The 24,110-nt window shown below is 43.4% G+C and carries 24 protein-coding genes; 12 read left to right on the forward strand and 12 right to left on the reverse strand.

All coding sequences use genetic code 11. From position 1 onward, the window contains the following. Positions 1-146: 146 nt before the first annotated feature. Positions 147-1,886, reverse strand: coding sequence for a sensor histidine kinase (locus tag AC3ITG_RS18930; protein WP_489251018.1), 1,740 nt, complete (start codon positions 1,884-1,886; stop codon positions 147-149). Next, on the reverse strand, positions 1,883-2,635 hold the full coding sequence (locus AC3ITG_RS18935; RefSeq protein ID WP_489251019.1) for a response regulator transcription factor: 753 nt from the start codon (positions 2,633-2,635) through the stop codon (positions 1,883-1,885). Before AC3ITG_RS18935 ends, AC3ITG_RS18930 begins: the two co-directional genes overlap by 4 nt. A gap of 152 nt (positions 2,636-2,787) precedes the next feature. Here AC3ITG_RS18935 and AC3ITG_RS18940 point away from each other — a divergent pair, with 152 nt between their 5' ends. Together AC3ITG_RS18940 and AC3ITG_RS18945 are read left to right on the forward strand one after the other, a co-directional pair. Continuing rightward, complete coding sequence (locus tag AC3ITG_RS18940) at positions 2,788-3,099, forward strand: YbjQ family protein (RefSeq protein WP_489251020.1); 312 nt, start codon at positions 2,788-2,790, stop codon at positions 3,097-3,099. Between the two features lie 76 nt (positions 3,100-3,175). After that, positions 3,176-4,435 carry a TraB/GumN family protein gene (locus tag AC3ITG_RS18945; RefSeq protein ID WP_489251021.1) on the forward strand — a complete coding sequence of 420 codons (1,260 nt, stop codon included), beginning with the start codon at positions 3,176-3,178 and terminating at the stop codon, positions 4,433-4,435. 97 nt (positions 4,436-4,532) lie between these two features. Here AC3ITG_RS18945 and AC3ITG_RS18950 read toward each other — a convergent pair whose 3' ends face one another. Further along, positions 4,533-5,024 (reverse strand): MepB family protein, encoded by a 492-nt coding sequence (locus AC3ITG_RS18950; RefSeq protein WP_489251022.1) that lies wholly within the window; start codon positions 5,022-5,024, stop codon positions 4,533-4,535. A gap of 166 nt (positions 5,025-5,190) precedes the next feature. On the opposite strand from AC3ITG_RS18950, the gene AC3ITG_RS18955 reads away from it, so the two are divergent. Beyond that, complete coding sequence (locus AC3ITG_RS18955; RefSeq protein ID WP_489251023.1) at positions 5,191-6,156, forward strand: DMT family transporter; 966 nt, start codon at positions 5,191-5,193, stop codon at positions 6,154-6,156. A 132-nt stretch (positions 6,157-6,288) separates the two neighbouring features. Here the strand turns inward: AC3ITG_RS18955 and AC3ITG_RS18960 are convergent, their stop codons facing one another. The 4 genes from AC3ITG_RS18960 to AC3ITG_RS18975 form a co-directional block, all read right to left on the reverse strand. Further along, positions 6,289-7,422 carry a serine hydrolase domain-containing protein gene (locus AC3ITG_RS18960; RefSeq protein ID WP_413372047.1) on the reverse strand — a complete coding sequence of 378 codons (1,134 nt, stop codon included), beginning with the start codon at positions 7,420-7,422 and terminating at the stop codon, positions 6,289-6,291. Positions 7,423-7,588: 166 nt separating this feature from the next. After that, on the reverse strand, positions 7,589-8,104 hold the full coding sequence (paiA, locus tag AC3ITG_RS18965; RefSeq protein WP_413372048.1) for a spermidine/spermine N(1)-acetyltransferase: 516 nt from the start codon (positions 8,102-8,104) through the stop codon (positions 7,589-7,591). Between the two features lie 193 nt (positions 8,105-8,297). Next, on the reverse strand, positions 8,298-9,806 hold the full coding sequence (locus AC3ITG_RS18970) for a response regulator transcription factor (RefSeq protein ID WP_489251024.1): 1,509 nt from the start codon (positions 9,804-9,806) through the stop codon (positions 8,298-8,300). Between the two features lie 18 nt (positions 9,807-9,824). Then, positions 9,825-11,588, reverse strand: a complete 1,764-nt coding sequence (locus AC3ITG_RS18975; protein WP_489251025.1) for a cache domain-containing sensor histidine kinase — start codon at positions 11,586-11,588, stop codon at positions 9,825-9,827. A 212-nt stretch (positions 11,589-11,800) separates the two neighbouring features. Between AC3ITG_RS18975 and AC3ITG_RS18980 the strand changes: the two genes are divergently transcribed. The 8 genes from AC3ITG_RS18980 to AC3ITG_RS19015 all read left to right on the forward strand — a co-directional run bounded on the left by AC3ITG_RS18980 (position 11,801) and on the right by AC3ITG_RS19015 (position 18,251). After that, a complete protein-coding gene (locus AC3ITG_RS18980) occupies positions 11,801-13,108 on the forward strand; it encodes an ABC transporter substrate-binding protein (protein WP_489254498.1) in 1,308 nt (435 codons plus the stop codon). 68 nt (positions 13,109-13,176) lie between these two features. After that, the gene (locus AC3ITG_RS18985) at positions 13,177-14,049 is read left to right on the forward strand and encodes a carbohydrate ABC transporter permease (protein WP_413372052.1); all 873 of its coding nucleotides are present in this window, start codon (positions 13,177-13,179) and stop codon (positions 14,047-14,049) included. A gap of 1 nt (position 14,050) precedes the next feature. Next, positions 14,051-14,881: a carbohydrate ABC transporter permease gene (locus AC3ITG_RS18990; RefSeq protein ID WP_076289194.1), complete on the forward strand. Its 831-nt coding sequence runs from the start codon at positions 14,051-14,053 to the stop codon at positions 14,879-14,881. A gap of 280 nt (positions 14,882-15,161) precedes the next feature. After that, complete coding sequence (locus AC3ITG_RS18995; RefSeq protein WP_489251026.1) at positions 15,162-15,893, forward strand: dihydrofolate reductase family protein; 732 nt, start codon at positions 15,162-15,164, stop codon at positions 15,891-15,893. A 36-nt stretch (positions 15,894-15,929) separates the two neighbouring features. Further along, positions 15,930-16,247 (forward strand): carboxymuconolactone decarboxylase family protein, encoded by a 318-nt coding sequence (locus AC3ITG_RS19000; RefSeq protein ID WP_413372054.1) that lies wholly within the window; start codon positions 15,930-15,932, stop codon positions 16,245-16,247. Between the two features lie 21 nt (positions 16,248-16,268). Further along, complete coding sequence (locus AC3ITG_RS19005; protein WP_489251027.1) at positions 16,269-16,664, forward strand: cupin domain-containing protein; 396 nt, start codon at positions 16,269-16,271, stop codon at positions 16,662-16,664. 42 nt (positions 16,665-16,706) lie between these two features. Further along, positions 16,707-17,453, forward strand: a complete 747-nt coding sequence (locus AC3ITG_RS19010) for an SDR family oxidoreductase (protein WP_489251028.1) — start codon at positions 16,707-16,709, stop codon at positions 17,451-17,453. A 375-nt stretch (positions 17,454-17,828) separates the two neighbouring features. Beyond that, the gene (locus AC3ITG_RS19015; protein WP_489251029.1) at positions 17,829-18,251 is read left to right on the forward strand and encodes a hypothetical protein; all 423 of its coding nucleotides are present in this window, start codon (positions 17,829-17,831) and stop codon (positions 18,249-18,251) included. Between the two features lie 145 nt (positions 18,252-18,396). Here AC3ITG_RS19015 and AC3ITG_RS19020 read toward each other — a convergent pair whose 3' ends face one another. Next, positions 18,397-19,437 carry an NAD(P)-dependent alcohol dehydrogenase gene (locus tag AC3ITG_RS19020; protein ID WP_489251030.1) on the reverse strand — a complete coding sequence of 347 codons (1,041 nt, stop codon included), beginning with the start codon at positions 19,435-19,437 and terminating at the stop codon, positions 18,397-18,399. A 179-nt stretch (positions 19,438-19,616) separates the two neighbouring features. Here AC3ITG_RS19020 and AC3ITG_RS19025 point away from each other — a divergent pair, with 179 nt between their 5' ends. Continuing rightward, positions 19,617-20,030, forward strand: a complete 414-nt coding sequence (locus tag AC3ITG_RS19025) for a MerR family transcriptional regulator (protein ID WP_489251031.1) — start codon at positions 19,617-19,619, stop codon at positions 20,028-20,030. A 92-nt stretch (positions 20,031-20,122) separates the two neighbouring features. Here the strand turns inward: AC3ITG_RS19025 and AC3ITG_RS19030 are convergent, their stop codons facing one another. The 4 genes from AC3ITG_RS19030 to AC3ITG_RS19045 all read right to left on the reverse strand — a co-directional run bounded on the left by AC3ITG_RS19030 (position 20,123) and on the right by AC3ITG_RS19045 (position 23,936). After that, positions 20,123-20,602, reverse strand: a complete 480-nt coding sequence (locus AC3ITG_RS19030) for a DUF6530 family protein (RefSeq protein ID WP_063562767.1) — start codon at positions 20,600-20,602, stop codon at positions 20,123-20,125. A 103-nt stretch (positions 20,603-20,705) separates the two neighbouring features. Further along, on the reverse strand, positions 20,706-21,065 hold the full coding sequence (locus AC3ITG_RS19035) for a GIY-YIG nuclease family protein (protein ID WP_489251032.1): 360 nt from the start codon (positions 21,063-21,065) through the stop codon (positions 20,706-20,708). A 7-nt stretch (positions 21,066-21,072) separates the two neighbouring features. Continuing rightward, positions 21,073-22,281, reverse strand: coding sequence for an MFS transporter (locus tag AC3ITG_RS19040; RefSeq protein WP_489251033.1), 1,209 nt, complete (start codon positions 22,279-22,281; stop codon positions 21,073-21,075). A gap of 434 nt (positions 22,282-22,715) precedes the next feature. Then, the gene (locus tag AC3ITG_RS19045) at positions 22,716-23,936 is read right to left on the reverse strand and encodes an MFS transporter (RefSeq protein WP_489251034.1); all 1,221 of its coding nucleotides are present in this window, start codon (positions 23,934-23,936) and stop codon (positions 22,716-22,718) included. Positions 23,937-24,110: the final 174 nt, after the last annotated feature.

The following is a 24,110-nucleotide window of genomic DNA, read 5'->3' on the forward strand; positions in this document are numbered from 1 at the left end:
TAAAAACATGCCTCTCCTCAACCAGATTACAGTCGTGCAGCATGTTCTGTATTACAGATGTAGAAGCCAACAAAAAAAGCAACCTGCCCTCAAATGAGGTTGGTTGCTTTTTCCAGTAAAGACATTTTCCCAAGACAGTAAACATTTCAACAAGGTAAAAAAATCTCAATCTTCGTACCTTGTCGCACTTTGGATTGTACATGAATTTCTCCGCCGTGTGCTTCCACGATCGTTTTGGCAATGCTCATCCCGAGTCCAGAGCCAGCCGTCGATTCCTCTGTATTTGTTCCCCGATAATAACGATTGAACAAATGCTGCAGCGTTTCCTCGTCCATCCCTTTCCCATTATCGAATACGCGAATACATGCCTTATTGTTCATTCTGCCGATGGAGACGGTGACGTTCACGCCTGGCGGGTTATGCTTCACGGCGTTGGACAGCAAGTTATCCATTAACCGCAGCATCCAGGTTTCATCAGCCTGTACCCACAAGGGATGCTCCTCCCCAATATAGTGAAACTGGTATTCAGACAACGTAGCGTCATTGACATACTTCAGCACGGAGCAGCGCACCAGCTCAACCAAATCGATTTTCTGAAGCTCCATAATCGAATCGCCTTGCTTGAGCTGATGGATCATGGAAAAGTCAGAGATCAGCTCGAGCATATAATCCCCCTTTTCCCGGATCGTCGCCCCCATGGTACGCATCTCTTCTTGGCTCCATTGTTCCGGTAAACTCTCCAGCATATATCCATAACCTTGAATTGTGGACAGCGGCGTACGCAGATCATGTGAAATTCCTGACATCCACTCTCTTTGATCTTTCTCCAGCCGCTCGCGCTCCTTCTCGGTTTGGGCCAATTGATCAGCCATTTGATAGAAGGATTCAATGACTTCCTTATAGAGCCTGTAACGGTTTCGCATCGTGCCATTGGAGCGGAATATCTTGCGTTTGTCCTTGGAGGTAAGTATCTGATCATACTGCCCACGCCCCATACGTTCGAACCAGCCTGCGAACAAAATCAGCGGCTGACCGTAACGGTAGCCATGCCAGATCGATATGGGTATTGCCAAGAGCAGAGCTAGACCTGCAAACCACATAAGTCCGCGCGTTGCCGTATCCATCGCCGGATGTTTCAAAGGACCTCCCGTTGGATTGGGCGTATAAAGGATCCAGGTCATTCCACTGAGCTGGTCCCGATGGGCGACAATATTCGTATCGTAGTTGCTGGGCGATTGCTGGATTGCCAGAATGTCCAGTGGACGGTACCCCTTCTGTAAATACGTTCCATCGCCGATGGCTTGTTCGATATGACCCGTGGAGTTGATTACCTGCAGATAACTGCCTGTTTCACGCAGTCGTTGATCCAGAAAGGATACCTTTTCGCTAGATACCATGCCCTGCTGCCCGTATTCGTCAAACCAGGCCATGAGCTGGTCAAGGTCAGAACTTTGGTAGCCAAGGATGTACAGAACCGGCACATTAAAAGCAAAGTTCAGATGAGTTTGAACGGCATACGTCCCAAGTGTCCGCGTCTCCTGAATATCAAGTAACTTGGTGATAGAGTACGATGGCGACAGCCCATCATGCGAATTTGTATTTACTTCGTAGATGACCTCACCTTCGGCATTTACAACCTGCATCCACATTCCTTTTTCCTCAATGAGCTTATCCCACTTAGGGGAGATCTGAATCGTCCCGTCCTTTGAAGAAGCTTCTTGAGCAATCAGTTGCAAGGCTCCCACCGGAAAGTTCCGGCGCAACTCACTATTTGTCGTGTTTTGAAAGAATATAATGCAAGCAATGAGGGTAATGGCCAGAATGATCAGGGCATAAAAGATCAATTGATACGTGAAGTGGAATGACATGCGCTGTTGTATCTTCATTGCTCCTGAAACTCCTTTGACAGCTTGTAGCCGAGCCCACGTACGGTCAGCAGCAGCTTTGGATTTCCTGGATCGATCTCGATCTTCTCTCGTATGCGCCGAATATGCACCATTACCGTCGAGTCATCTCCCTGTCCATTGATCCCCCACACCTGATCGTAGAGCTGTGTTTTGGAAAATACGATCCCCGGAAACTTGCAGAAGTGCAGCAGCAGATGGAAAACCTGTGCAGGGCAAGGGACGGGCTGTCCCTCCACGATTAACTCGCCCTCCGCCTCATTCACGGTGAAGCGGCCGAATTGGTAAATCCCTGGTTCAGGACGTTTCACCTGACTCACAGTTGGAGTTTCCGGCTCCAAACGGCGTATGCGTGCCTGAATTCTTGCAGCTACCTCCAAAGGATTGAAGGGCTTGGTAATATAATCGTCCCCGCCCATGGCGAATCCCCTCAGCACATCGAGATCGGATGCCTTAGCCGTCAGAAACAAAACATGCGGATTTCCGTATTCACGAAGCTTGGAGCAGAGCTCCAGACCACTCCCGTCTGGGAGCGTGATGTCGAGCAGGACGATATCCGGGGAAACCCGCTGTACCAGATTGAGAGCTTCCGCACAGGTGGAAGCATCGTACAGCTGATGAAACCCTGCCCTGCGAAGCACCATTTGCAGCATGGTGACTATTGAGGGTTCGTCGTCGACGATTGCGATTTTAATATCCGTTTGATTGGTCATCATTTTCACCCATTTCATAGTAGCATACTCACATTAACAGAACCTAAACGGCCTGTGCAAACTTAAACAATTGTTCATCAACTCGTTAAGGCTCTGTTTCAATAACACTGTTAGCATAGGAAATGAGAACCTGATTCCGACAAATCTATTTTATTTTAGGAGGAAAACATTTGATTATTACAACAACAGCAATTGTTGAAGGTTCCCCCGTCAGACAGTATATCGGCGTTGCAACCGGTGAAGTCATTATCGCTGCCGATGTCGGGAGGGACTTTCTCGCTTCATTCAGAGATCTTGTAGGTGGGCGTTCTCGTACCTATGAGAACAAGCTAAAGGAAGCAAGAGACGCTGCCTTTGAAGAGATGACCCAGCAAGCCTCACAGATGGGAGCCAATGCCTTAATCGGTGTCGATCTGAATTACGAAGTTGTTCGTCAAGGTATGCTCATGGTTGCTGTCAGCGGAACGGCAGTTATTATCTAAACTTCAACGGTATTATCGCGCTGTCCTGAAATAATCCTCATGCTTTATCAATTCACAATAAGGAGCTTACATGCAAATGAAAAAAATCACGGCTTCAATTCTGTCCTTATGTTTACTTACCTCTGGACTTTCCTCCGTTCATGCAGCAGAAAAAGCTATATCCGTATCGCTGAATGACGAGCCAATCCAGTTCAACCAAACCTCAGCGATCGTAGAAAAAGGGATAACTCTGGTTCCAGTACGTCTCCTATTGGAGAAAATGGGTGTCCATGTGAAATGGAATAAATTGAACCATACTGTCACGGGTGTCAAAGATGGCCTCTCTTTATCCCTGAAGGTTGGCAGCACAAATGCCATTGCAAACGGCAAAACAGTCACGTTGGATGCAGCACCAAAGCAAATTCGGAATGTAACGTATGTGCCGCTCCGCTTTGTCGCTGAAACTGCAGGTTATCAAGTGGCCTGGGATCAATCGCTGCGCCAAGTTTCCCTTACTTCTAAGCATCAATCCGATGAAAGCCGAGGCTTTCTGTGGAAAGTAGAGCATAAAGGCAACACGGTATATCTTCTCGGTTCAATTCATTATGTACAGGAAGGCATGTACCCTCTTCGTCCAGAGATTGAAAATGCGTTAAAAGCTGCGGATTACTTGGGCGTGGAGGTTGACTTGTCCAAGATCGCTCCCGAAGAATTGCAAAAACATATATTGGACCTTGGGGTTTATAAAGACGGAACCACACTGAAAGATCATATATCCGCTGATACGTATACCAAGGTTACCACATTATTGAAAGCCAATGGGCTGCCGGAAAACAGCTTTGATAGCTTCAAACCATGGTTTGCTCAACAAAATATTCTGGGCATTATCGTTGGAAATGAAGGTTATCAGTCAGAGATAGGGATAGACCAGTACCTGATCGATAAAGCCAATCAAGCAAACAAACCGGTTATTTCGCTGGAAACTCTTGATTCCCAGTTCCAAACGAACAACAACTACTCCGACGCTCTGCAGGAAAAGCTGTTGCTGCAAACCGTGGACCCATCTGCTCCGGTCACCCTTGCTCCAAGTGGTGGACTCGATGATCTTTCTAAAATGTGGACAGAGGGCGATGATAATGCCTTGAATGCATATACTAATTCTTCTGATTGGGATGCTGAATATCACAAAGCCCTGCTCACTGACCGCAATGTAGAAATGGCTGAGAAGATTAAAGGCTATCTGAACAGCGATAAAAAAGAAACGTATATGGTGGTCGTTGGAATGCTGCATATGCTTGGAGATCAGGGCGTGGTTCCATTGCTGGATAAAGAGGGCTTCAACCTGGAAAGAAAGTAGTACTTATAGGATCATTGTTCATAACACGGCGGAGCTAACCTTTCAGGTTGGCTCTGCGCCAAAAGCGACTATACATAAATTCATAGTGTATAAAAACCTAACCAAAATATAAGTCTATTAATTTTTGGTCATCTATTTCATCAGATAAATCAATAAAATATTCTTGTTGCCACTTTTGTGTTTGCGCAGCTGATTTATTTAACTCTTTTTCCCCAGAGGGGTAAACTCTAATAGCCATCTTCCCTTTAGTGTCCTCGTTTTTCAAAATTCCTTTTTCGAGTAATTTAGATTTTGGAAAAACAAACTGTCCCTTCATATTTCCATTTATAATTGAGATTATTAGTTTGTCTGGACTTTCGAAAAAGGAATACGGTTGATTTTGATTTTTTTCGTCTTTTTTCCAAAACACAACAAAAAATCCTTTTTTCTTTGGAGTTAATTTGGCGAGGCGACTTCGATATTTATAATCTCCAATATAGATAATCATTCCTTCGTATTCTCTATTATGCTTTTCTTCAATGATGTTCGTAATCTCTATATTATTAAAGTTAGCAAGTATACTATCTATTAGTTCTTTAGATTTAAACATGCCTTCATCCCCTCAATCATTTTTCACAACGTTAATTATAGCCTCTTAGTCTTGTTATGAAACGGAATTTCATTTTTTTGTTACAGCTACTAGCAGTTTGTGATATGGTCAGTGAGGTGCGATCAGCCCGTACACATTTACATATCATGCGAGGAGAAGATTGAAAGTGAATGAAATAAAAGCATTGGAGAACCCGAATAAGTTTAGTGATCCTTTATTTGTGACACTAGTTGCAAGTTTATGTTGCTTGTTATGGGGGAGTGCCTACCCGTTTATTAAGCTAGGATATAGTGCTTTTGACATCCTGGCAGAAGATATTCCATCCAAATTTGTATTTGCGGGTTATCGATTTATTTTAGCAGGATTACTGCTTCTATTCCTGTTTCGTGTCATTAGTAAACGGAAATTTGAACTGTCTGGACGACAATTTTCAAGTTTAATATTGCTTGGCATGTTCCAAACGGGGCTGCAGTATATGTTTTTTTATGTGGGTGTAGCCAATACAACAGGTGTCAAAGGTTCGATTATGAATGCGACAACGACCTTTTTCAGTGTTGTTCTAGCTCATTTTTTATATAAAAATGATAAACTGAGCAAAAATAAAATAGTCGGCTGTTTACTAGGATTTATTGGCGTAATTATTGTTAATTTCCACTCCAATCTGCTGGAATTCTCCTTCTCTCTCACAGGTGAAGGTTTCGTTATTATGGCGGCTCTTATTTTTTCCATTACGGCCATCTATGCAAAGCACTTAACAGGCTCCATCGACGTGCTGGTTATTACCGGAGTTAGCCTGTTTGTCGGCGGACTGGCACTCACCATACTGGGACTCCTGCTTGGCGGCCGGGTTACACATTTTACACTTGAATCAACGGGTATCCTGATTTATTTAGTTTTACTTTCATCAGCCGCATTCTGCTTGTGGAATCTACTTCTGAAATACAACAAAGTGGGGAAAGTATCTGTGTATAACTTCCTTATCCCTGTATTTGGTGCATTGCTATCGGCGTTGTTTTTGGGAGAAACGATTATGGAATTCAAAAACCTAATCGCATTGCTGTTCGTGTCCATCGGTATTTATATGGTTAATCGCGTAACCTCTCGAAAGTTCTCAAATACCCTCGAACCTTAGTTCAAAAAGAAAAGGAAAAAATAATAACAGGGGCGCGACATTGCTCGCGTCCCTGTTTGTTTCCAATTGTACGAATACTCAACATCAAGTCGTTGAATTAAGCAAAATGCCTCGTCAGATTCCACTCCCGCTTTACAAACAGGAATAAACAACATTACGCAAGCGGCGATGAACATAAGGCTCCTGATTGTTCAACAGATGCTGCGCATACATGACCGTGAGTTCAGAATCTGGATCAATGATGGCCATGCAGCCGGCAGCACCACTCCATCCAAATTCACCAAGTGGGCTTAACGAACCGCTGCCGGCTTTGGAGATATGCGTACGTACACCCAGCCCATAACCATACCCTCCCATATGATCCCAGGAGTAATCACCACGGGTCAGATCGTTCAGATGGTCTGTGCGCATCAGTTCAACTGAAGCCTGTGACAGAATGCGAACGCCTTTTGGACTTGTTCCTTTTCCCGTCAGCGCGCTAAGGAACAGTGCATAGTCGCTAACGGTGGACAATAGTCCGGCACCGCCGCTCTCCAAATCCGTGCCTACCCGGAATCCGTTTCCGTCCATTCGGACGGGTTTTTCAAGCTCATCATTGTAAGCATACTGCGGAATCAGGCGGGTCTGCTGTTCCTCGTTCAGGTCGAATGTCGTATCGTTCATACCTAGCGGTCCGATAATTTCTTCTTGCAGATATTTACCAAAACGTCTACCACTCACAACCTCCACCAAAGCTCCGAGCACATCGTGACACATGCTATAGTTCCAATGCGTACCTGGCTCAAACAGAAGCGGTTCCTTGGCGAGCGCTTTCGCGAAGTCTCGTGTCGATAATGTTCCGTTGGTGCTCTGCACAGCTTCCTGAATGCTTGGCGAGCCAATATCATAGGAGAACCCGGCAGTCATCGTAAACAAGTCACGTACTGTAATCGCCTTTGTCGCTTTTTCCAATCTGACCTCGCCGCTCGATAATGTTTTCTTCACCGTCATCTCGGCATATTCAGGCAGATAGTCGGATACCGGATCGCTCAGCAGCATTTGCCCTCTCTCTACAAGTTGAAGCGCTGCCACACAGCTCATGATTTTCGTCATGGAGTAGAGATTAAAGATCGCCCCATCGCCGATGGGCGTTTGTTCCTCCAGATTAGCATAACCATTCCGGTAACGGAAAACGGTATCATTTTGATGCATCACAAGGACCTCTGCCCACGGAATTCTCCATGATGTAATACGGTCAATAAATGAAGCAAGCGGTTTAAAGTCCATATTTCCCCGTCCTTCTATGTAGAATCGTTTATCGTAACACAATGTGGATCTGTATCATACCCAGACCCACATAGTATTAATATACGACCATTCACGTGCGTTGACCATATCTAATAGAAAGCAACTTTTAAACAATCTGTACAATTTTTTAGGAGCGATAAGATTACTAGAGTGTCTTGACCATAATAAAATCGATTTGTTCCTCGTCCCCCATATAAAATGAGTGTGAGCCAGTTTGCACAAACCCCATCTTCTTGTAAAAAGCAATGGCATTGTCATTCTTTTCCCATACTCCGAGCCAGATTTCCTTCTTTTTGTGTTCCAATGCGGTCTCCATGGATTTATTTAGCAGATATTTACCTAGTCCATGCTTTTGGAATTTTTTCCTAATATAAATTCTCTCAATTTCAAGTGAAACATCACTCATTTGTTCGGATTGGGCGCCATCTCTGTTCACTTTTAGATATCCGGCAAGTTCATCATTGTAGTAGACGAAAAAGATGTATGAACAGCTATTGGACAGTTCAGCTTCCAACTGTTTAGCGTTAAATGCTCTTTCCAGATAGGCTCTCATATTATCAGGGGAATTCTGATCTTTAAATGTATCGTTGAATGTTTCTATACTTATTTCTTGTAGTATTTTTAAATCCTCGTGACTGCATGCTCTAATTTCCACTGTCATTCTGATGAATCTCTCCTTCTATAAATCAATTACTTGTTTAAAACAGTTCGGTTTTTTGTTGCAAATACAACATTAATCACACTCTTAATCTACTCTAAATTTGTATAGTTTGCAACATAAAATAATGAGACCAGGCAGATTAAAATACATAGCAAACGTTTTCGGAATTTTTAATATGTTTTCCTCGGTCAGACTATTTAAGCAGTATTTCTTTATATTCTGTCGGACTGAGTCCCGTATATTCCTTAAACACCTTGGAGAAATAATGCTGATCACTGAACGATAACAGATCCGATAACTCCTTAAACTTCATATCCGGTTGACATTCCATCAGTCTGCATGCTTCCTTAATCCTAAGCTTTGTATAATACTGCACAAACGTGACTTGCGTTACGTTTTTAATGACTCTGCTAACGTAAGAGGGGCTGACGTGAAACTTCATTGCAATGTCATTGATCGATATTTGGGTATACTTGTTCCGTTTGATGTACTCATCCATTTGCACAAACAGATCTTCTCTGCTTTTCCGACCATGGGATTGAAGCATTTCAAAACATTGTCCAATCCATTCCGTTAATTCACTGCAGAAATCACCATATGTTTCTTTATCAAATAGTTTTTTTGCTCTAAGCTCCAGACCAAGCCTAATTCCCGCCCCTTGCTCTTCAACCAAATGTGCGAATGTATCCACCACTAAATTGATAAATCGTTCCAATTCCTTTACATGTACGTTATCCTCCGTCCATCGATTCATCAACTCGGACAGCTTAAGGGTAAGATGCTCCTTCTGACGAGCTTGTATCATGTGGACAAAAGCAGATTCCAATGTGGAATCCAGACAACCTGCTTCAGTTCTTGTTATGGAGACGGGATTTCCGCTATCCAGCACCAATCCATTGTTCAATCGCTGATGCATCGATAAAATGGACGATATTTGGTGATAAAGCTCCGACAGATTAGCGGATTCCGACCATACTAGCTGCCCAGCGATTGTAGTGTCCATACCTTGTACAACTAAATGACGCCGCAACGATTCGAGACATTCATGTACAGAAGAATACAAATCAAGAATCCCCCTGTTTACAAAAACGATGAATTGCTGCGGAGTTTGACTTAGAAAAACTTTACATGGACGAGGAGCAAAAAAATCTTCTAAAGAAGCCTGTAACGTCTTTTGTCCCCAGCGTTCCCGTTCCGAGGTGAAAGGCTGTCTGCGCAGAATGATCATCATTTGGGCCAAAAAAGCAGCATGTTCTCCTGGCTTAAGTTCAGCATAACTATGGGGATCAACGATCTCCTGCAACTCATGGAAGTTCCTAGACCTCGATTGATCGAGCTGTTTAATAACTCTGCCCATGACTTCCTCCAGCGCCTCAGGTTCGACGGGCTTCAGCAAATAGTCGAACACCTGCAAATTCAATGCTTTTCGTGTATATTCAAAATCACTATACCCGCTAATTAGAATGACCTTCAACTCAGGCTGGGCTAATTTCGCCTGCTCAATTAGTGATAAGCCATCCATCTTGGGCATCCGTATGTCTGTCAACAGGAGATCAATTGGCTGCTTCTGAAGTGCTATTAACGCCTCTTCCCCATTTGTGGCCGTAACTGCCACGTGAATGGGAAAATCCAGCTTATCCATCAGCATTTTAATATTGCGCAATATAGGTTTGCTATCCTCAACGATCATGATATTGTACATGGTCTATCCCTCCTGTGTTCAGTAAAAATCCCTCGTCATCGATCCGATGATTTGAATGGTTGCTCCTTTTTCATTGTCTGAATGATTGTTGTAAATGTTAAATAAAAGCCGATTGCTATACATCAGTTTAAGCCGATTGACGCTATTGACGATCCCCATGTTGCCAAGAGCTGTCTGGCGATCGGGGGTTTGATTCATTCCGGAGCCGGACTTCTGAATATTGGACAAAATCTCTTCTATTTTGTTTGGTTGGAAGCCTTCTCCGTTATCTTTGATCTCCAACGCCCATAATCCGTTATACTGCTTCACGGTAATTTGGATACGCCAGGGAGGTGTGGTATTAAAGAAAGCGTGCTCAATACAGTTTTCAACGAAAGGCTGAATGACCAGCCGCGGCAGCCGGATTTCACTCGTCAGTTCATCAGCATCGATGTTCCACTCCAAATCTTCTTCATACTTTTGTTGTACCAACGACAAATAATGTCTTGTATGCTCAAGCTCATCCGTCATCGTCACATGTGCATAAGGAGATGAAACAATATAACGTAAACTGTCTGACAGATGTTTGCACATATCGGACACGACTTGGGTTCTCCCCTCTTGAGCAGCAATGCTGATCAAATAAAGGACGTTATGAAGGAAATGGGGAGCAATCTGGGCTTGCAATGCGGAATTCCGCGCAGTGACTTCTTCATGTAATGCCTTCTTCTCACGGTCAATGGACTGCTGTAATCGTTCCATCAAGTCCTGAAAAGCTTCATTCAGCAGAATCAGGTCGTTATTTTTGGGTCGATCATCGACTTTCAGCTTCATATTGCTGTAGTTGATGCGCCAAATCTGGCTGCGAAGCTTACGAATGGGAAGCAACAGGTTGCGTGTGGAGAAGAAAATATACACGAAAGAAATGAGCATTAAGACAGTAATCAGTAGAACGGACATGCTTTGTACAGAACGGATCGAGCCTAAAACCGAATTTTTCGGCGTTATTATAAAAGTAATCCAACCCGTATGGTGAGATGTAGAATGCGTAACGTAATTATTTTGTTCATCAACTGCCAGTCCTTCGTCGGATAATGGCTCTTTCCACACCAATGCGTTCTTTCTCGCTTCCGAGCCAGTCATTTGCTCACCTTGCTTGTTCAAAATGAATACATCTCCTGCTGTAATTCCTTCCGTAAGGTTTTGAATGTATGCTTGATCCATTTGAATACTAAGATATCCGTATAGCTTGCCATTCTGATCGTTGACCGTACGGACAAATGAGATGGTGTCAGCCTCTCGAAGCAGAATAAAACCGTTCCCGGTCCACTCTCGTCCACTCCTGCTTTTTTCCGTTAGGGTACTTAGGATTGTTGGAGGATGCCCTGAACCCAGATACGATGTGAGCAGCACACCTTGATTATCATAAATGGACATGTCCTTGATGTTCATGCTGGGGCCAATAGCCTGAAACATGATATCTTTTAGTTTCCGAATCTGCTTTAGTCTTTCATAATTGCTTGGGGCTAAAGAACTCTTGTCCATCGTTGCAAAGATGTCCTTATTGGACAATATGCGCTGGGACATCTGGTTTTGCTGCTCTACATATAGGTCAACTTGTTCTCGTACCTTTGTGGCAGTGACCAGCGTATCCTCCTCCGTTTTTTGTGTGAGCGGGCGGATAACGACAAGGTTCACATAAACGATAAAGCAACCCAGCACGAACAAAAGAAGGGCCAGAAATGTCAAAAGTACTTTTGTCTGCAAGCTGAATTGTGTGGCTCTATGTATAAATTTAGCCATGCTTCGCGAAGCCTCCTGTCCTGTCATGCTGTGAAACTCGTCTGGATCATGTCTTAATGTAGCATGGGTTTGAATGAAATGATAGCGATTTCAAGTTCAGGATTTTACACATAAATATTCAAGCACAGACATGTACCGGAGAAGAAGTGGATTTTATAATTGAATTTGTAAACGGATTCATTACATGTTTCAGAGGGGGATTTGCGTTGAATATGCATAAAAGAAAAAAAGCAGCATCCATTGTACTGGCGAGCTTGTTGTCCATCTCACTGACCGCTTGCGGATCAGGTGGCACTGATTCTAATACGTCTGCAAGCAGTGGAAATAAGAACAGCAAGGTCACACTGGAATTGGCCATTTCGAAGAGTTCACAGGATTCTGCCTTTATCCAGCAGGATATTCTCGATGAATTTGAAAAACAGACCCATATTTCTGTTAATCTGCAGCTCATTCCGGCTGAGCAAACAACGACCGTACTGCAAACCAAGCTGGCTGTAGACGAAACGCCCGACATCATTCAATACAATTTGGCCAGTGCGGTTACGGATTTGAATCTTGAACGCAATTTCGAAATTCTGGATAACGAGTCCTGGGCCAGCAGAATTGTAAACAAAGACGTACTCTCCGCTGCCGGCCATATCTACAGCTTCCATGTCAGCCAGGACACGGGCATGCAAGGCGTCGTGTACAACAAACAGATTTTTGCTGACCTGGGTCTGTCCATCCCTACAAGTTACGAACAATTTTTGGCTATTTGTGAAAAAATTAAAGCTGGCGGCATTACTCCGGTATTCATGCCCTATAAAGATGCATGGGCTGCGAACATCTGGCCTGCGGCAGCATTTGCCGATTTTGTAGCCAAAAACGATCCTTCTTTTTTCGATGAGCTCAACAGCAACAAGAAAAAATGGTCCGATATTCCCGAGTTCAAAACATTTTTGCAGCAGCAATACGAAGTCTACACCAAGGGGTATACCAATACGGATGTGCTGAGCGATAGCTATGACATGGCGGTTGGCAAATTCCTGAACAAAGAAGTCGCCATGATGTTTATGGGAGATTGGTTAATCGAAGGCGTAGCAGAACAGGATCCAAGCATGGAACTCGGCGTATTCCCAATTCCGTCTTCCGATGATGCCAAACTGGGTGCAAGTCCGCTTGGAGGACAGCTGTTCATTCCGAAAAAGGCTAAGCATTTGGACGAAGCCAAACAGTTCCTGGACTTTATCGCCTCCAAGGAAATTGCACAACAGATCGTCGATTCCAAGGGCTATGTATCCAATTTTAGCGATGTTACTACACCAGAGTTGCCTGCTTACAAACAGGATATCGTCGACAATTACATCCTGCCCAAGAAAACTGTGTTGACAACGGATGCTTACATGCTGGTAGATCGCAGTGAGCTATACAGACTGTTACAGGATCAATTCGCTGGTGGTTTGACTCCGGAGGAAGTGCTGAAATCTTGGGATGAGAAGTTCAGTCAATTGATGCAAGATAAAGGCGTTTCCGGTTTCTAAGAAATGAAATACAGGGCACCATGTCATTCCTGAATGATGTGCTGCCTAGCCATAACGGAGTGTGAGACATGAAAAGGGCTAAAAATTTATATTCATATTACATGGTATTTCCGGCACTACTCATCTACTCTATCTTTTTTGTTATTCCGGCACTTGCTGCTTTCTACTACTCCTTCACGGATTGGCGTCTGGATCGTATTGATCTGAAGTTTATCGGATGGGACAATTTCGAGAAAATTTTCTCAGACAAAACGCTTATTTTGGCGCTTAAAAATACGGCGATTTTTGCCGTTGTTACGGTTGCTGGCAAAAATATTATTGGTCTGCTATTAGCCGTGGCCCTAAATATGAGATTAAAAACGAAGAACCTGTTGCGCGCTATTTTCTACTCCCCTTCCATACTGAGCATTCTGGTCATTAGCATCCTGTTCACACCAATGCTGCGTACGGAGGGTACGATTAATCACGTATTGGAAGCAGTCGGATTACATTCATTGAGTCAGGCTTGGTTGACCAATCCTTCCCTTGTCATCTGGACGATTGCCATAGTATCCATCTGGCAAAGCGCGGGATTCCAAATGGCCATCTATCTGGCTGGTTTACAATCCATTTCTCAAGAATATTATGAAGCCGCTACGATTGACGGAGCAAGCTCCTGGAAAAGTTTTTTCAAAATTACTCTGCCCCTTTTGTTGCCAGCCATCAATATTAATCTGATGTTGACGCTGATTGGCGGGCTTAAAGTATTCTCGGAAGTGTATGTCATGACCGGCGGAGGTCCAGGCAACGCTTCACAAGTTGTGGGTACAATCATTCTCCGCTCCTTCGGCGAAGGAAACTGGGGACTTGGTACCGCAGTCAACACGCTTCTGTTTGTGGTTGTCACGATTATTGCTATACCGCTATTGATTTTCATGCGGCGCAAGGAGGTTACGGAATAACATGGGATATACACGCAAACTCGCTATTCGCAACTATGTTGTTGAAGGATTTTTGCTCCTCGCCTCTCTACTCATACTGTTGCCTCTGGTGATTCTAATTCTGGGTTCGTTCAAAACGAGCGCTGAAGTGCTCAGCTTTTCCTTAAGTCTGCCGGATAAATGGCAATTTTCAAACTATGTCCGGGTATTTGAAGAAGGCGGTCTGTCCCGAGCATTCCTGAACAGCATCTGGATTACGGGGATCTCGTCAATCATCAACATTGTGGCTTCCTCAGCAGCGTCCTTCATTCTGGCACGCCGGGACACAAAACTTTCAAACACAATATATATGTATTTTTTCATGGGACTGATTGCACCGATGTCGATCATTACGACGATCCGGGTCGTGCAGGGGTTGGGTTTTTACGGCAGCATATCAAGCGTCATCCTGATTTACGCTGCGCTTAATACCGCTTTTAGCGTATTTTTATACAGCGGATTTATCAAAACCATTCCGAAAGCACTGGACGAAGTTGCATTTCTGGAAGGTGCCAGCGTATTCGGTGTGTTTTTCCGTATTGTTACACCGCTCATCCTGCCCGTTAACGCAACGGTAGCGATCATGGTGTTTATGTCGGTATGGAACGATATCACGATTCCGGTATACTTCCTAACGAATAGTTCAACATGGACGATGCCGCTTTCGATCTATAATTTTTACGGCAAATACAGCCGAGACTGGAATTTGATTTTTGCTAATCTTGTACTGACTTCACTTCCTGTGTTTATTCTCTACTTGTTTGGACAGAAATATATCGTTAGCGGACTTACTGCGGGAGCAGTCAAAGGGTGACCATTAGTATTTAAATAGAAATAAAATTAGGACGCTTTTGGGAGGCAACTCTCGAAAGCGTTTTTTGTTCATGCCCTCTTGACGTTTATTTACAATACACACATCTATGTTTATTAATGAACAAATTCAATGAATCTAACAATTGATTATACGATACTCTCTTATATAATAATAGATAGATGTTCATTATTGTATGTATGTAAATTTAAATTACATCCTACAGTAATGGATGATGTTACTTTCCCCCTGCAATCCATTCATATAGAAAGGAGATGCTACGATGGACAGACCCTATATGATTTGTCATATGCTTAGTTCAATAGATGGCAAAATTATCGGGGATTTTTTGGAAGATGATCGGTCAACCTACTTCATTAATGAGTATGAACATATTCATGACCGCTACGGATGTGATGCTTGGATGTGCGGACGAGTCACGATGCAAGAACATTTTGCACATGAATATATTCCTCCATCCAATCAAGACAAGCAGTCCCCGATTCCTCGAACGGATTATATTGCGCAGAAAGACGTTGAAACTTATGCCATCGCCGTAGATCCACACGGCAAATTGGCTTGGACCCATAACTATATATCCGAAGAGAATGGCAACAGAACTAAGGATCACATCATTGAGGTACTGACTGAAGAAGTACCCGATGCTTATCTCGCATATCTACAGGAATTGGGCATCTCTTATATCTTTGGTGGAACGAAAGAGCTTAACGTTGTGACGGTTGTAAAAAAACTGAAAGCATTGTTCTCCATTGATCGATTATTGCTTGAAGGCGGCGGTGTCTTAAACGGCTCTTTCCTGAATGAAGGTTTGATCGATGAGTTAAGTCTCGTATTCGTTCCTTTTGCAGAGGCAAGCTCTCCGGCTTTGACCATCTTTGAGAATGGTTCGAGTTCCAAAGAAACCTTCCCCGTTCATTTTGAATTGATAAGAGTCGAACAGATGGAACATAACGGATTGTGGATGACTTATCGAGTAGAAGGAAATTCTAAATAATTCTTAAATGTACAACGAATGGAGGATCACATAGCTATGGAAAAAAAACAAACTGCTGGAAGAGATATATTGGGTGACTTCGCCCCCAAATTTGCAGAGTTGAATGATGATATTCTGTTTGGCGAGGTATGGTCAAGAGTAGAAGAATTATCTAGTCGTGATCGCAGTATGATTACCGTCTCTGCACTTATTGCCGGTGGGAATTTCGAACAATTAACCCCACACCTTCACAAAGCAAAGGAAAATGGAGTAACTCGTAATGAAGTGGCTGAAATGATTACTCACCTTTCCTTCTATGTGGGCTGGCCGAAGGCATGGTCTGCGTTCAATATTGCAAAAGATATTTATAAATAAAAAAGAAAGCAGGGATTCATTATGACAAACGAACATTTGAGTAACAGCACCATCTTCCCACTGGGAAAGAAAGTAGAAGCCAATTTTATTGGAGACGCATATCTGGAAATGGTCTTTACAGATGAAACTCCACTTAATACAAGCATTGGAAATGTCACTTTCGCGCCAGGAGCACGCAATAATTGGCACTCACATGTGGTAGGCCAAGTGCTACTCGTTACAGGTGGTGAAGGCTGGTACCAGGAAGAGGGTAAACCTGCACAATTACTTAAAACCGGAGATGTTGTAAATATTGCTCCGAACGTTAAGCACTGGCATGGGGCAACAGCCGAAAGCTGGTTTGTGCATCTGGCTATGACACCAGGACAAACGGAATGGTTAGAACCTGTGAATGATGAGTGGTACAACGCGCTCTAAGGCGAAAGAATCTGTATCTAAATGAAAGGAATGAAATTGAATATGTCTAATATTGCGGGTAAAGTTGTAATTCTTACGGGAGCATCCAGTGGGATTGGAGAAGCTACCGCGAAAGTTCTTGCTTCGAAAGGAGCCAAGCTGGTATTGGCAGCTCGCCGGGAAGAACGTTTAGTACAATTGCAAAGAGAAATTCAGAACAATGGCGGTCACGCTATTATCAAACCAACAGATGTGACTTCGCATACTCAAATGGAAGATTTGGCTGAATATGCACTAAGCGAATTTGAAAAAATTGATGTTCTAATCAACAATGCAGGCATCATGCCTCAAGCCTTTCTTTTCAAGAAAAAAGTTGATGAATGGGACAATATGATCGATGTAAACATTAAGGGTGTCCTCTATGCTATTGCAGCGGTTCTTCCGTCCATGAGAGAACAGAAATCAGGTCATATTTTGAACCTTTCCTCTGTTGCTGGACATAACATATATCCGGGTGGAACTGTATACTGTGGAACAAAGCATGCCGTTACAGCAATCTCCGAAGGGTTGCGTCAGGAAGAAGCCATGAGCGGCACCAATATCAGAGTTACTAATATTTCTCCAGGCGCTGTCAGCAGCGAGTTACTGGAAACGACAAGTGATCCTGAGTCCAAAGCAGGTTTAGATGATTTCTACAAAACGGCTATCGATGCCGATAACATCGCACGTGCAATCGCATTTGCAATTGAGCAACCATCGGATGTTGCTATTAACGAAATGATCATTCGCCCAACGGTTCAAGTGGGTTAATTGTATTGATTCACGAAAAAAAGGAACGAATGCGAGCTTCTTATCGAGGCTGCTTCGTTCCTTTGTACATAGATAAGCTTAAAATTTCCGAGCTGTCACGATAGGCTGGTAATAACCTGTGTCCACGGGGAAATGCCATTCCATATCTGTGAAACCAGTCGAACTTAATACGTTGTTAATATCTTCTCGCAACAATGCTCTAGAACGGAATCTTTCATTTCCAATCCCCCTCAATTCGTCATGTTTTATGATACTAAAACGATTCTGCCCGTTAGTTCAAGTAAGATGCCTTTTTAAAAATTATATCAAGAAGTCCAAGCATACTAGTAACCTTTGAATATACTATTCTATTCCACTGATTAGGAGGTAGATTCAATGACAACGTTTATTGATGCGAGAACATCGCAAAACGCAAGTTTGGCTAACTCGATTGCTATTCCGATCCTGGTAATCAACACACCGCAATTGTTTGGACAACTTGGTCTTCAGACAGTAGGTGCAGGTACTAACCCCAGAGTTCAATTTAAAGGAACGATTTCTGTTCAAGTACCGTTAGCTCTTGCTGGAATAACGATTACCATTGTAAGAGGAACACTGTCCACTGACCCTGTAATATACTCAGCAACTTCCACTTTTAATTTGAGTGTTTTGGCACCTCAAATTATTACGTTCTCTGCGGATGATTTCAATCCGCCAATTACCCCTCAATTGACATACACTGCATTCGTAAGCTCCAACTTGCTGGGTACAATCCGTGTAGGTCCTGAGAACTTTGATGGACTCATCGTTTCAGATTAATACAACAGCTCGTCTTTCTAGTTCTTTCTTTCAGTCTCCTTCATCATAAAAGAAGAAAATCCAATCGCAATGTTATGAGCGATTGGATTTTCTAATTTCTATTTATAGATCAAATGGTGAAAATCTTTACCGATTACTTTGTGACTTAAATTGTGCTAGTGTCAATTACGAATCTATACTTCACATCTGAAGCTAATACGCGTTTGTATGCTTCGTCAATTTGGTCAGCTGAAATGACTTCGATCATAGGGACGATACTATGTTTTGCACAGAATTCAAGCATTTCCTGAGTCTCACGGATGCCCCCGATCATTGAACCTGCAAACGAACGACGGTGACCGATGAGGGACATCACGTTTACTGCCAACGGCTCCCCAGGAGCACCCACATTAACCAGCGTGCCATCCAGAGTGAGCAGTGAGAAGTAAGCATTGATGTCGATATTTGCACTTACCGTGTTAATAATCAGATCAAAAGACCCGGCGAGTTTTGCGAACGTATCAGGTTCACTTGTGGCATAATAATGATCTGCCCCGAATTGCAAACCATCCTCTTTTTTCTTCAATGATTGTGATAGAACAGTTACTTCTGCGCCCATGGCATGTGCAATTTTGACAGCCATATGACCCAGTCCACCCAGACCTACAACCGCTACTTTTTTACCTGGTCCCGCTCCCCAATGATTTAACGGCGAGTATGTTGTAATACCTGCACATAGTAGAGGTGCAGCGACATCCAGCTCGATGTTATCGGGAATACGAACGATGAACTCCTCGGTTACGACAATGTGGGTGGAGTACCCGCCTTGTGTAGGTTCGCCGTACTTATCAACACCCGCGTAGGTAGGAACATTTCCTTTGAGACAGTACTGCTCTTCTCCTTGGCGGCAGTTTTCACATTCGCCACAGGAGTCAACCATGCATCCGACCCCTACTCGGTCACCAACTTTGTACTTTGAAACTTCGGATCCTACATCGGTGACAATTCCTGCGATCTCATGTCCAGGTACGAGCGGATAGTTTACGGGGCCCCATTCGCCGTGAGCAGTATGGATATCAGAGTGGCATATGCCAGCATATTTAATCTCGATCAGGACATCGTGCAAATCCAGATCGCGTCGTTTAATCTCAGCCGCCCGGAACGATTGGTCCGGACCGTCAACAGCTCGTGCTTTAGCAGTTATCATAATAAAACCTCCTAAGATTGTCATTCTTCCTTTTCCCTTGCAAAATTATCTTAATCCCTCTAGTTAACTCTAGGTCAAATGTCTTTTGAAATTTTGACATCCTACAATATGCGTGGTAGAATCCCAAAATAAACTAGAGTTAGCTCGAAGTCTATATTAGTACGAAAAGGGGAAAATAAATGACATATTCAATTAGCGAAGTTGCTAAAGAATTGAAACTAACCGTATATACATTGCGTTACTACGACAAGGAAGGACTCATGCCCTTTGTAGAACGTACCCCTGGCGGAGCTCGAAACTTCAAAGAATCAGACATCGATTTTTTGAAGATCATTCAATGTCTGAAATCTACCGGGATGCCGATCAAGGATATCAAAGATTTTATTGCATGGTGTTCCGAGGGTGACTCCACCTTGCAGGAGCGATATGACATGTTCACGGAACGCAAGGCGAGTGTAGAAACGCAAATGGAAGAACTTAGAAAGACCATGGAAGTTATTGAACATAAACGTGCATATTACAGGACTGCTCTCGATGCTGGAACGGAAGAGATTCATAAAAGCAATCGAATGGGGAACTTCATTGCTAACTAAAAGCGTTATATTTAACTCACAACAAAGAGCCTAAACGTCTATAGACGTTTAGGCTCTTTTTGCTCAATCCACTTTTGCGTGACGTTATATTGTTAATAACCCATATCCTTTAATATTTTGGATAATGTACGCAAACGCTCACCAATCATTTCATCGTCATCACTCAGAGCTTGGCTGAAAAGTTTAATATCTTCATTAATTCTCTCATTATCCGTACAGATCTCCACGGACATTGCATCCCCTTGTAGGCCAACACGATCGATGACAGGCTGCTCTGGGTCATATAAATTCTCATATCTATAGGCCTCGCGAAAATGTTCCAAAGACCGACAGATCAGAATGGACAAATCCAGCACACGATGGAGAGGCAGTTCCTCAGATTGTCTGGACCACTTTTCTCCAGTGTATCTCCATACTTTCGCTGAAATATCAACTTTTCCTCTATCGTTCCACTGGGCCAATCCCAGGGAAAGACCTTTTGCGTCCGTGTTTCCGGCCATTCGGCCGTCAACCTTTTCATAATTATCTGATACGATAACAGGTTTATGTTTTAACGTTGTAGGTATTTTCAATTACATTCCCTCATTCCGTTTACCTTTTTACTAATTTACTAAACGACGGTTTCATCTTATCTTGATTTTCACTGTTAGTCAAATTCGTTTCCTGTGACATTATTTAATTCTTTGGAGGTCTATTATAGCCCTTGTCTCCGTAGGGTTGTAACTTCTGAAGCCACAGCTTCAGGATTTGTTTTTGTTCCCAACGTATATCCGTCACCTTATCGATTTCCTTCTGTTCCAGAACCTCATAAGTGAATGCCTCTTCTCCGAATTCTCTCCATTCTTTTTGCAACTCGGCATTTGCAAATCGTCCTTGATCTAGTTGCATCTGCAGAGTAAACCATTTGTTTTTCAAGTTGGGATAGCTATCGATATAGATTTTACCGTTTACTTTGTTTTTAATTTGGGCTACGCCCATATACGTCTTGATCTGCTTATATTCCTCCAGCAGCTCCCTGCGCTTATTCATATCCATGTGTCTCTCACTCCTTATTGTTGCTAATGAACTTATTTCTTCTTTCAATGACAATAGGGAGCAATAATAGCGCACCGATCATCACAAAAACACCACTCGCTATAAATACACTAAGCAGGGAAAACGTATCCTTAAGATATCCGGAGGTAAGCATGCCAATCACCATCATTCCCATAAAAATCGGCATGATCGTTCCGGATACCCGGCCAATAAATGCCCCTTCCGTATTCCGCACAAGAAGCGTCTGAATTCCACCTTGGATACAAGGGAAGAACAAACCGCTGATTACGAGGAAAATAATGGTTAACCAAATTTGTGTTGATGCGCCCATTCCAACCGTACAGATGGCATTAACAAGTAAGCCGACTAAAAGCAATAACTGTGGCTTTACTTTTTTAGCGATCGCAATAATTACAGCACCTCCGACCAACATGGCCGCCCCATTTGCCATTACGAGCCATTGTAAGAATTCTTTATCCTGACCTAAATTTTCAATGACAAGAAAGAGCTGAAGCGGCTGAGTCAGTCCTGATGCCAAACCAACTGCCGAGAAGGTTAATCCAAGTGTTCTCAAGGATTTATTCGCCCTGATATAACGCAGGCCATCCGTCAGTTCTTTGACGAAGCCACCGGTATTCCCTGATCTTGCTTCATCTACATCCCGGGGAAGCCATGATAATACGAGCGAAGAGCCCAGAAACATAACTGCTGTCAGGATGAGCGATACGCTAATGCCAAACTTAATGAAAATAAACGTGCCGATGACCGGCCCCAAAACCATAAAGACAGCAACAAGCGTTTGGGACATTGCCATAACGCCCTGCAATTGTTCGGCTGGTACATGCCGTTTGTACAGTTTCATCGCGGAAGGTTGAGAAAACTGTGACAAGCTGGCAGAAACGAAAGATCCAATCAGAAGTGCAATCCATCCACCATTCATGACCGCAAGCAACACAACGCCCACGGACAAACCTGATAACAAATCGCTCCATACCATTGTTTTTTTCGGCCGCCATCGATCGGCAAAGGTACCGCCAATCAGGCCAAATATAAAGATCGGTGAAAATTCCGCTACCGAAATCAGTGATATATCAACCGGATTATTATGCGTCAATTCGGAAACATAAAGAAGAACGGCATAATTCCGGATCCAAATTCCGAGTTGCAAGAGCACCCGGGAGAGGATAATTGTTCGAACATATGGATTGGCAAACATGTTAATACCCCATATCCTTTAAGTTTTTTGCTAACGTGCGCATCCGTTCACTATTCATTCCATCATAAAGCAACGGCTTCTTTCATTTTCCCCCTCCTATCCCCCAACTTTTTATTTAGTAATTTACTAAATTACTAATTTACTAATTTACTAAATAACGGCTTTATTCTATACAGGATATCTTCCTTCGTCAACCGTTTTTTTGAATGCTTCCTTTTCAATTCCGCTTTTGAACAAAAAGTGATCCATGGGAAAAAGGTGCTGTTCAGCTTATTTTCACAATAATTTTTGTGCTAGAAATCTATCCAAAAAAACAAAAAAAGCCGCTAAATTAGCGGCTTTCCGTTGCTCGAACATGTATGATAATGTCGTTTCAAGTTGCTCACACTCAATGAAGTCACACTTGTGGACCAGAGTAGCAGACTTCAGGGCAACTAATTGGGACTTGGAATCGAATAGTCTACTTTAGGAGCGGTGGCTCCCTCCGGCTTCAATTGAATGGACCGCTGGCAGATCGCTGTGATTACAAAAGCCATCAGAGCTAGTATCACAGCTACTGGTGGCACCCAGTTTACACCACCTAAATTGACAGCAAGCCCGCCAATTCCGGAGCCAAGTGCTATCCCCACGTTTGCTGCCACAGGCAGCAATGTGGACGCAAATGGTCTGGAATTCGGCACGATCGCTCCGGAGACGTCGAACAGATAGAGCTGGGACGCCGCGCTCATGGATGATGACAGGCAACCGATCAGGAACAGGAACGCCAAGCCCAGCCACAGGTGAGACACGGTGAAGCTGAGTCCCAGAAAGATTGCAGCTTGAATGACGAAAAGCCATTTAAGCTTGGGTAAGAAATCTCCTTTGGCTATTTTGGCACCGATCCAGTTGCTCAGTATGCTGCAGGCACCGTAGATGAGGAGTACAGCGCTAATCCAACTTGCAGATACACCCATGGAGTTCCCCAGCAAAGGAGTAATATAAGTAAAAATTACAAAAACACAACTGTTTCCAAGAACCGGAATCAAGCAGGCCAGCAATATGCGCGGCTTCATAAATAGCGCCATTTGATCACTGAATGAACCGGCAATGATCGTAGTTTGTCGCGGAAGAATCCGGAACATGAATATGAATGGCACAACCCCGATGCATGCTGTAACAACAAACGTCATGGACCAGTTCAGATGCTGTCCGATGAAGGTTCCAAGCGGGACGCCAAGCACATTGGCAATGGAAAAGCCGCCCAGTATCCAGGCGATCGCTTCCCCTCTCCTTTCCCGGTTAACTGCATCACTTGCAATCGAGATCGAAAGCGATATCGTAAGTCCGCATGCTACGGCTGAAACGATCCGAATAACCATCAAGGAATAGAACGTCGTTGAGAAAATGGTAAGTACGTTCAAGGCAAGCACGACTGCAAACCCGATTAAAATGGAGTTTCTTCGGGGAATTTTGGCCAAGAAAGCAACGGCAAACGGTGTTCCGATCGCATAGGCAATGGCGAAGCCGGATACGAGCGCGCCTGCAGCAGCCAGCGATACTTTCATATAGGTTTCGATTTCCTTCAATACGCCCACGATTACGTATTCGGTTGTTCCCAATACAAAGCTAACCAACGTAAGTGTTAAAATAAGTAAATTTTCTCTTTTTCTAGTCAATAATAAGCCCTCACAATTCTCTCTAATGTTGCAAGCGTTTCATTTTCTTAAATGGATTCCATTCTTAACAAATTTTGCTTTCACATCCCTTCAATTCGATATATAGTACATATTATTGAATAGTGAAATTGTACTGTCAGACATGCTAAGCGACAATCAAGGTTGTTGTGATCT

It is taken from the genome of Paenibacillus sp. GL_099_B (genome assembly GCF_057835695.1).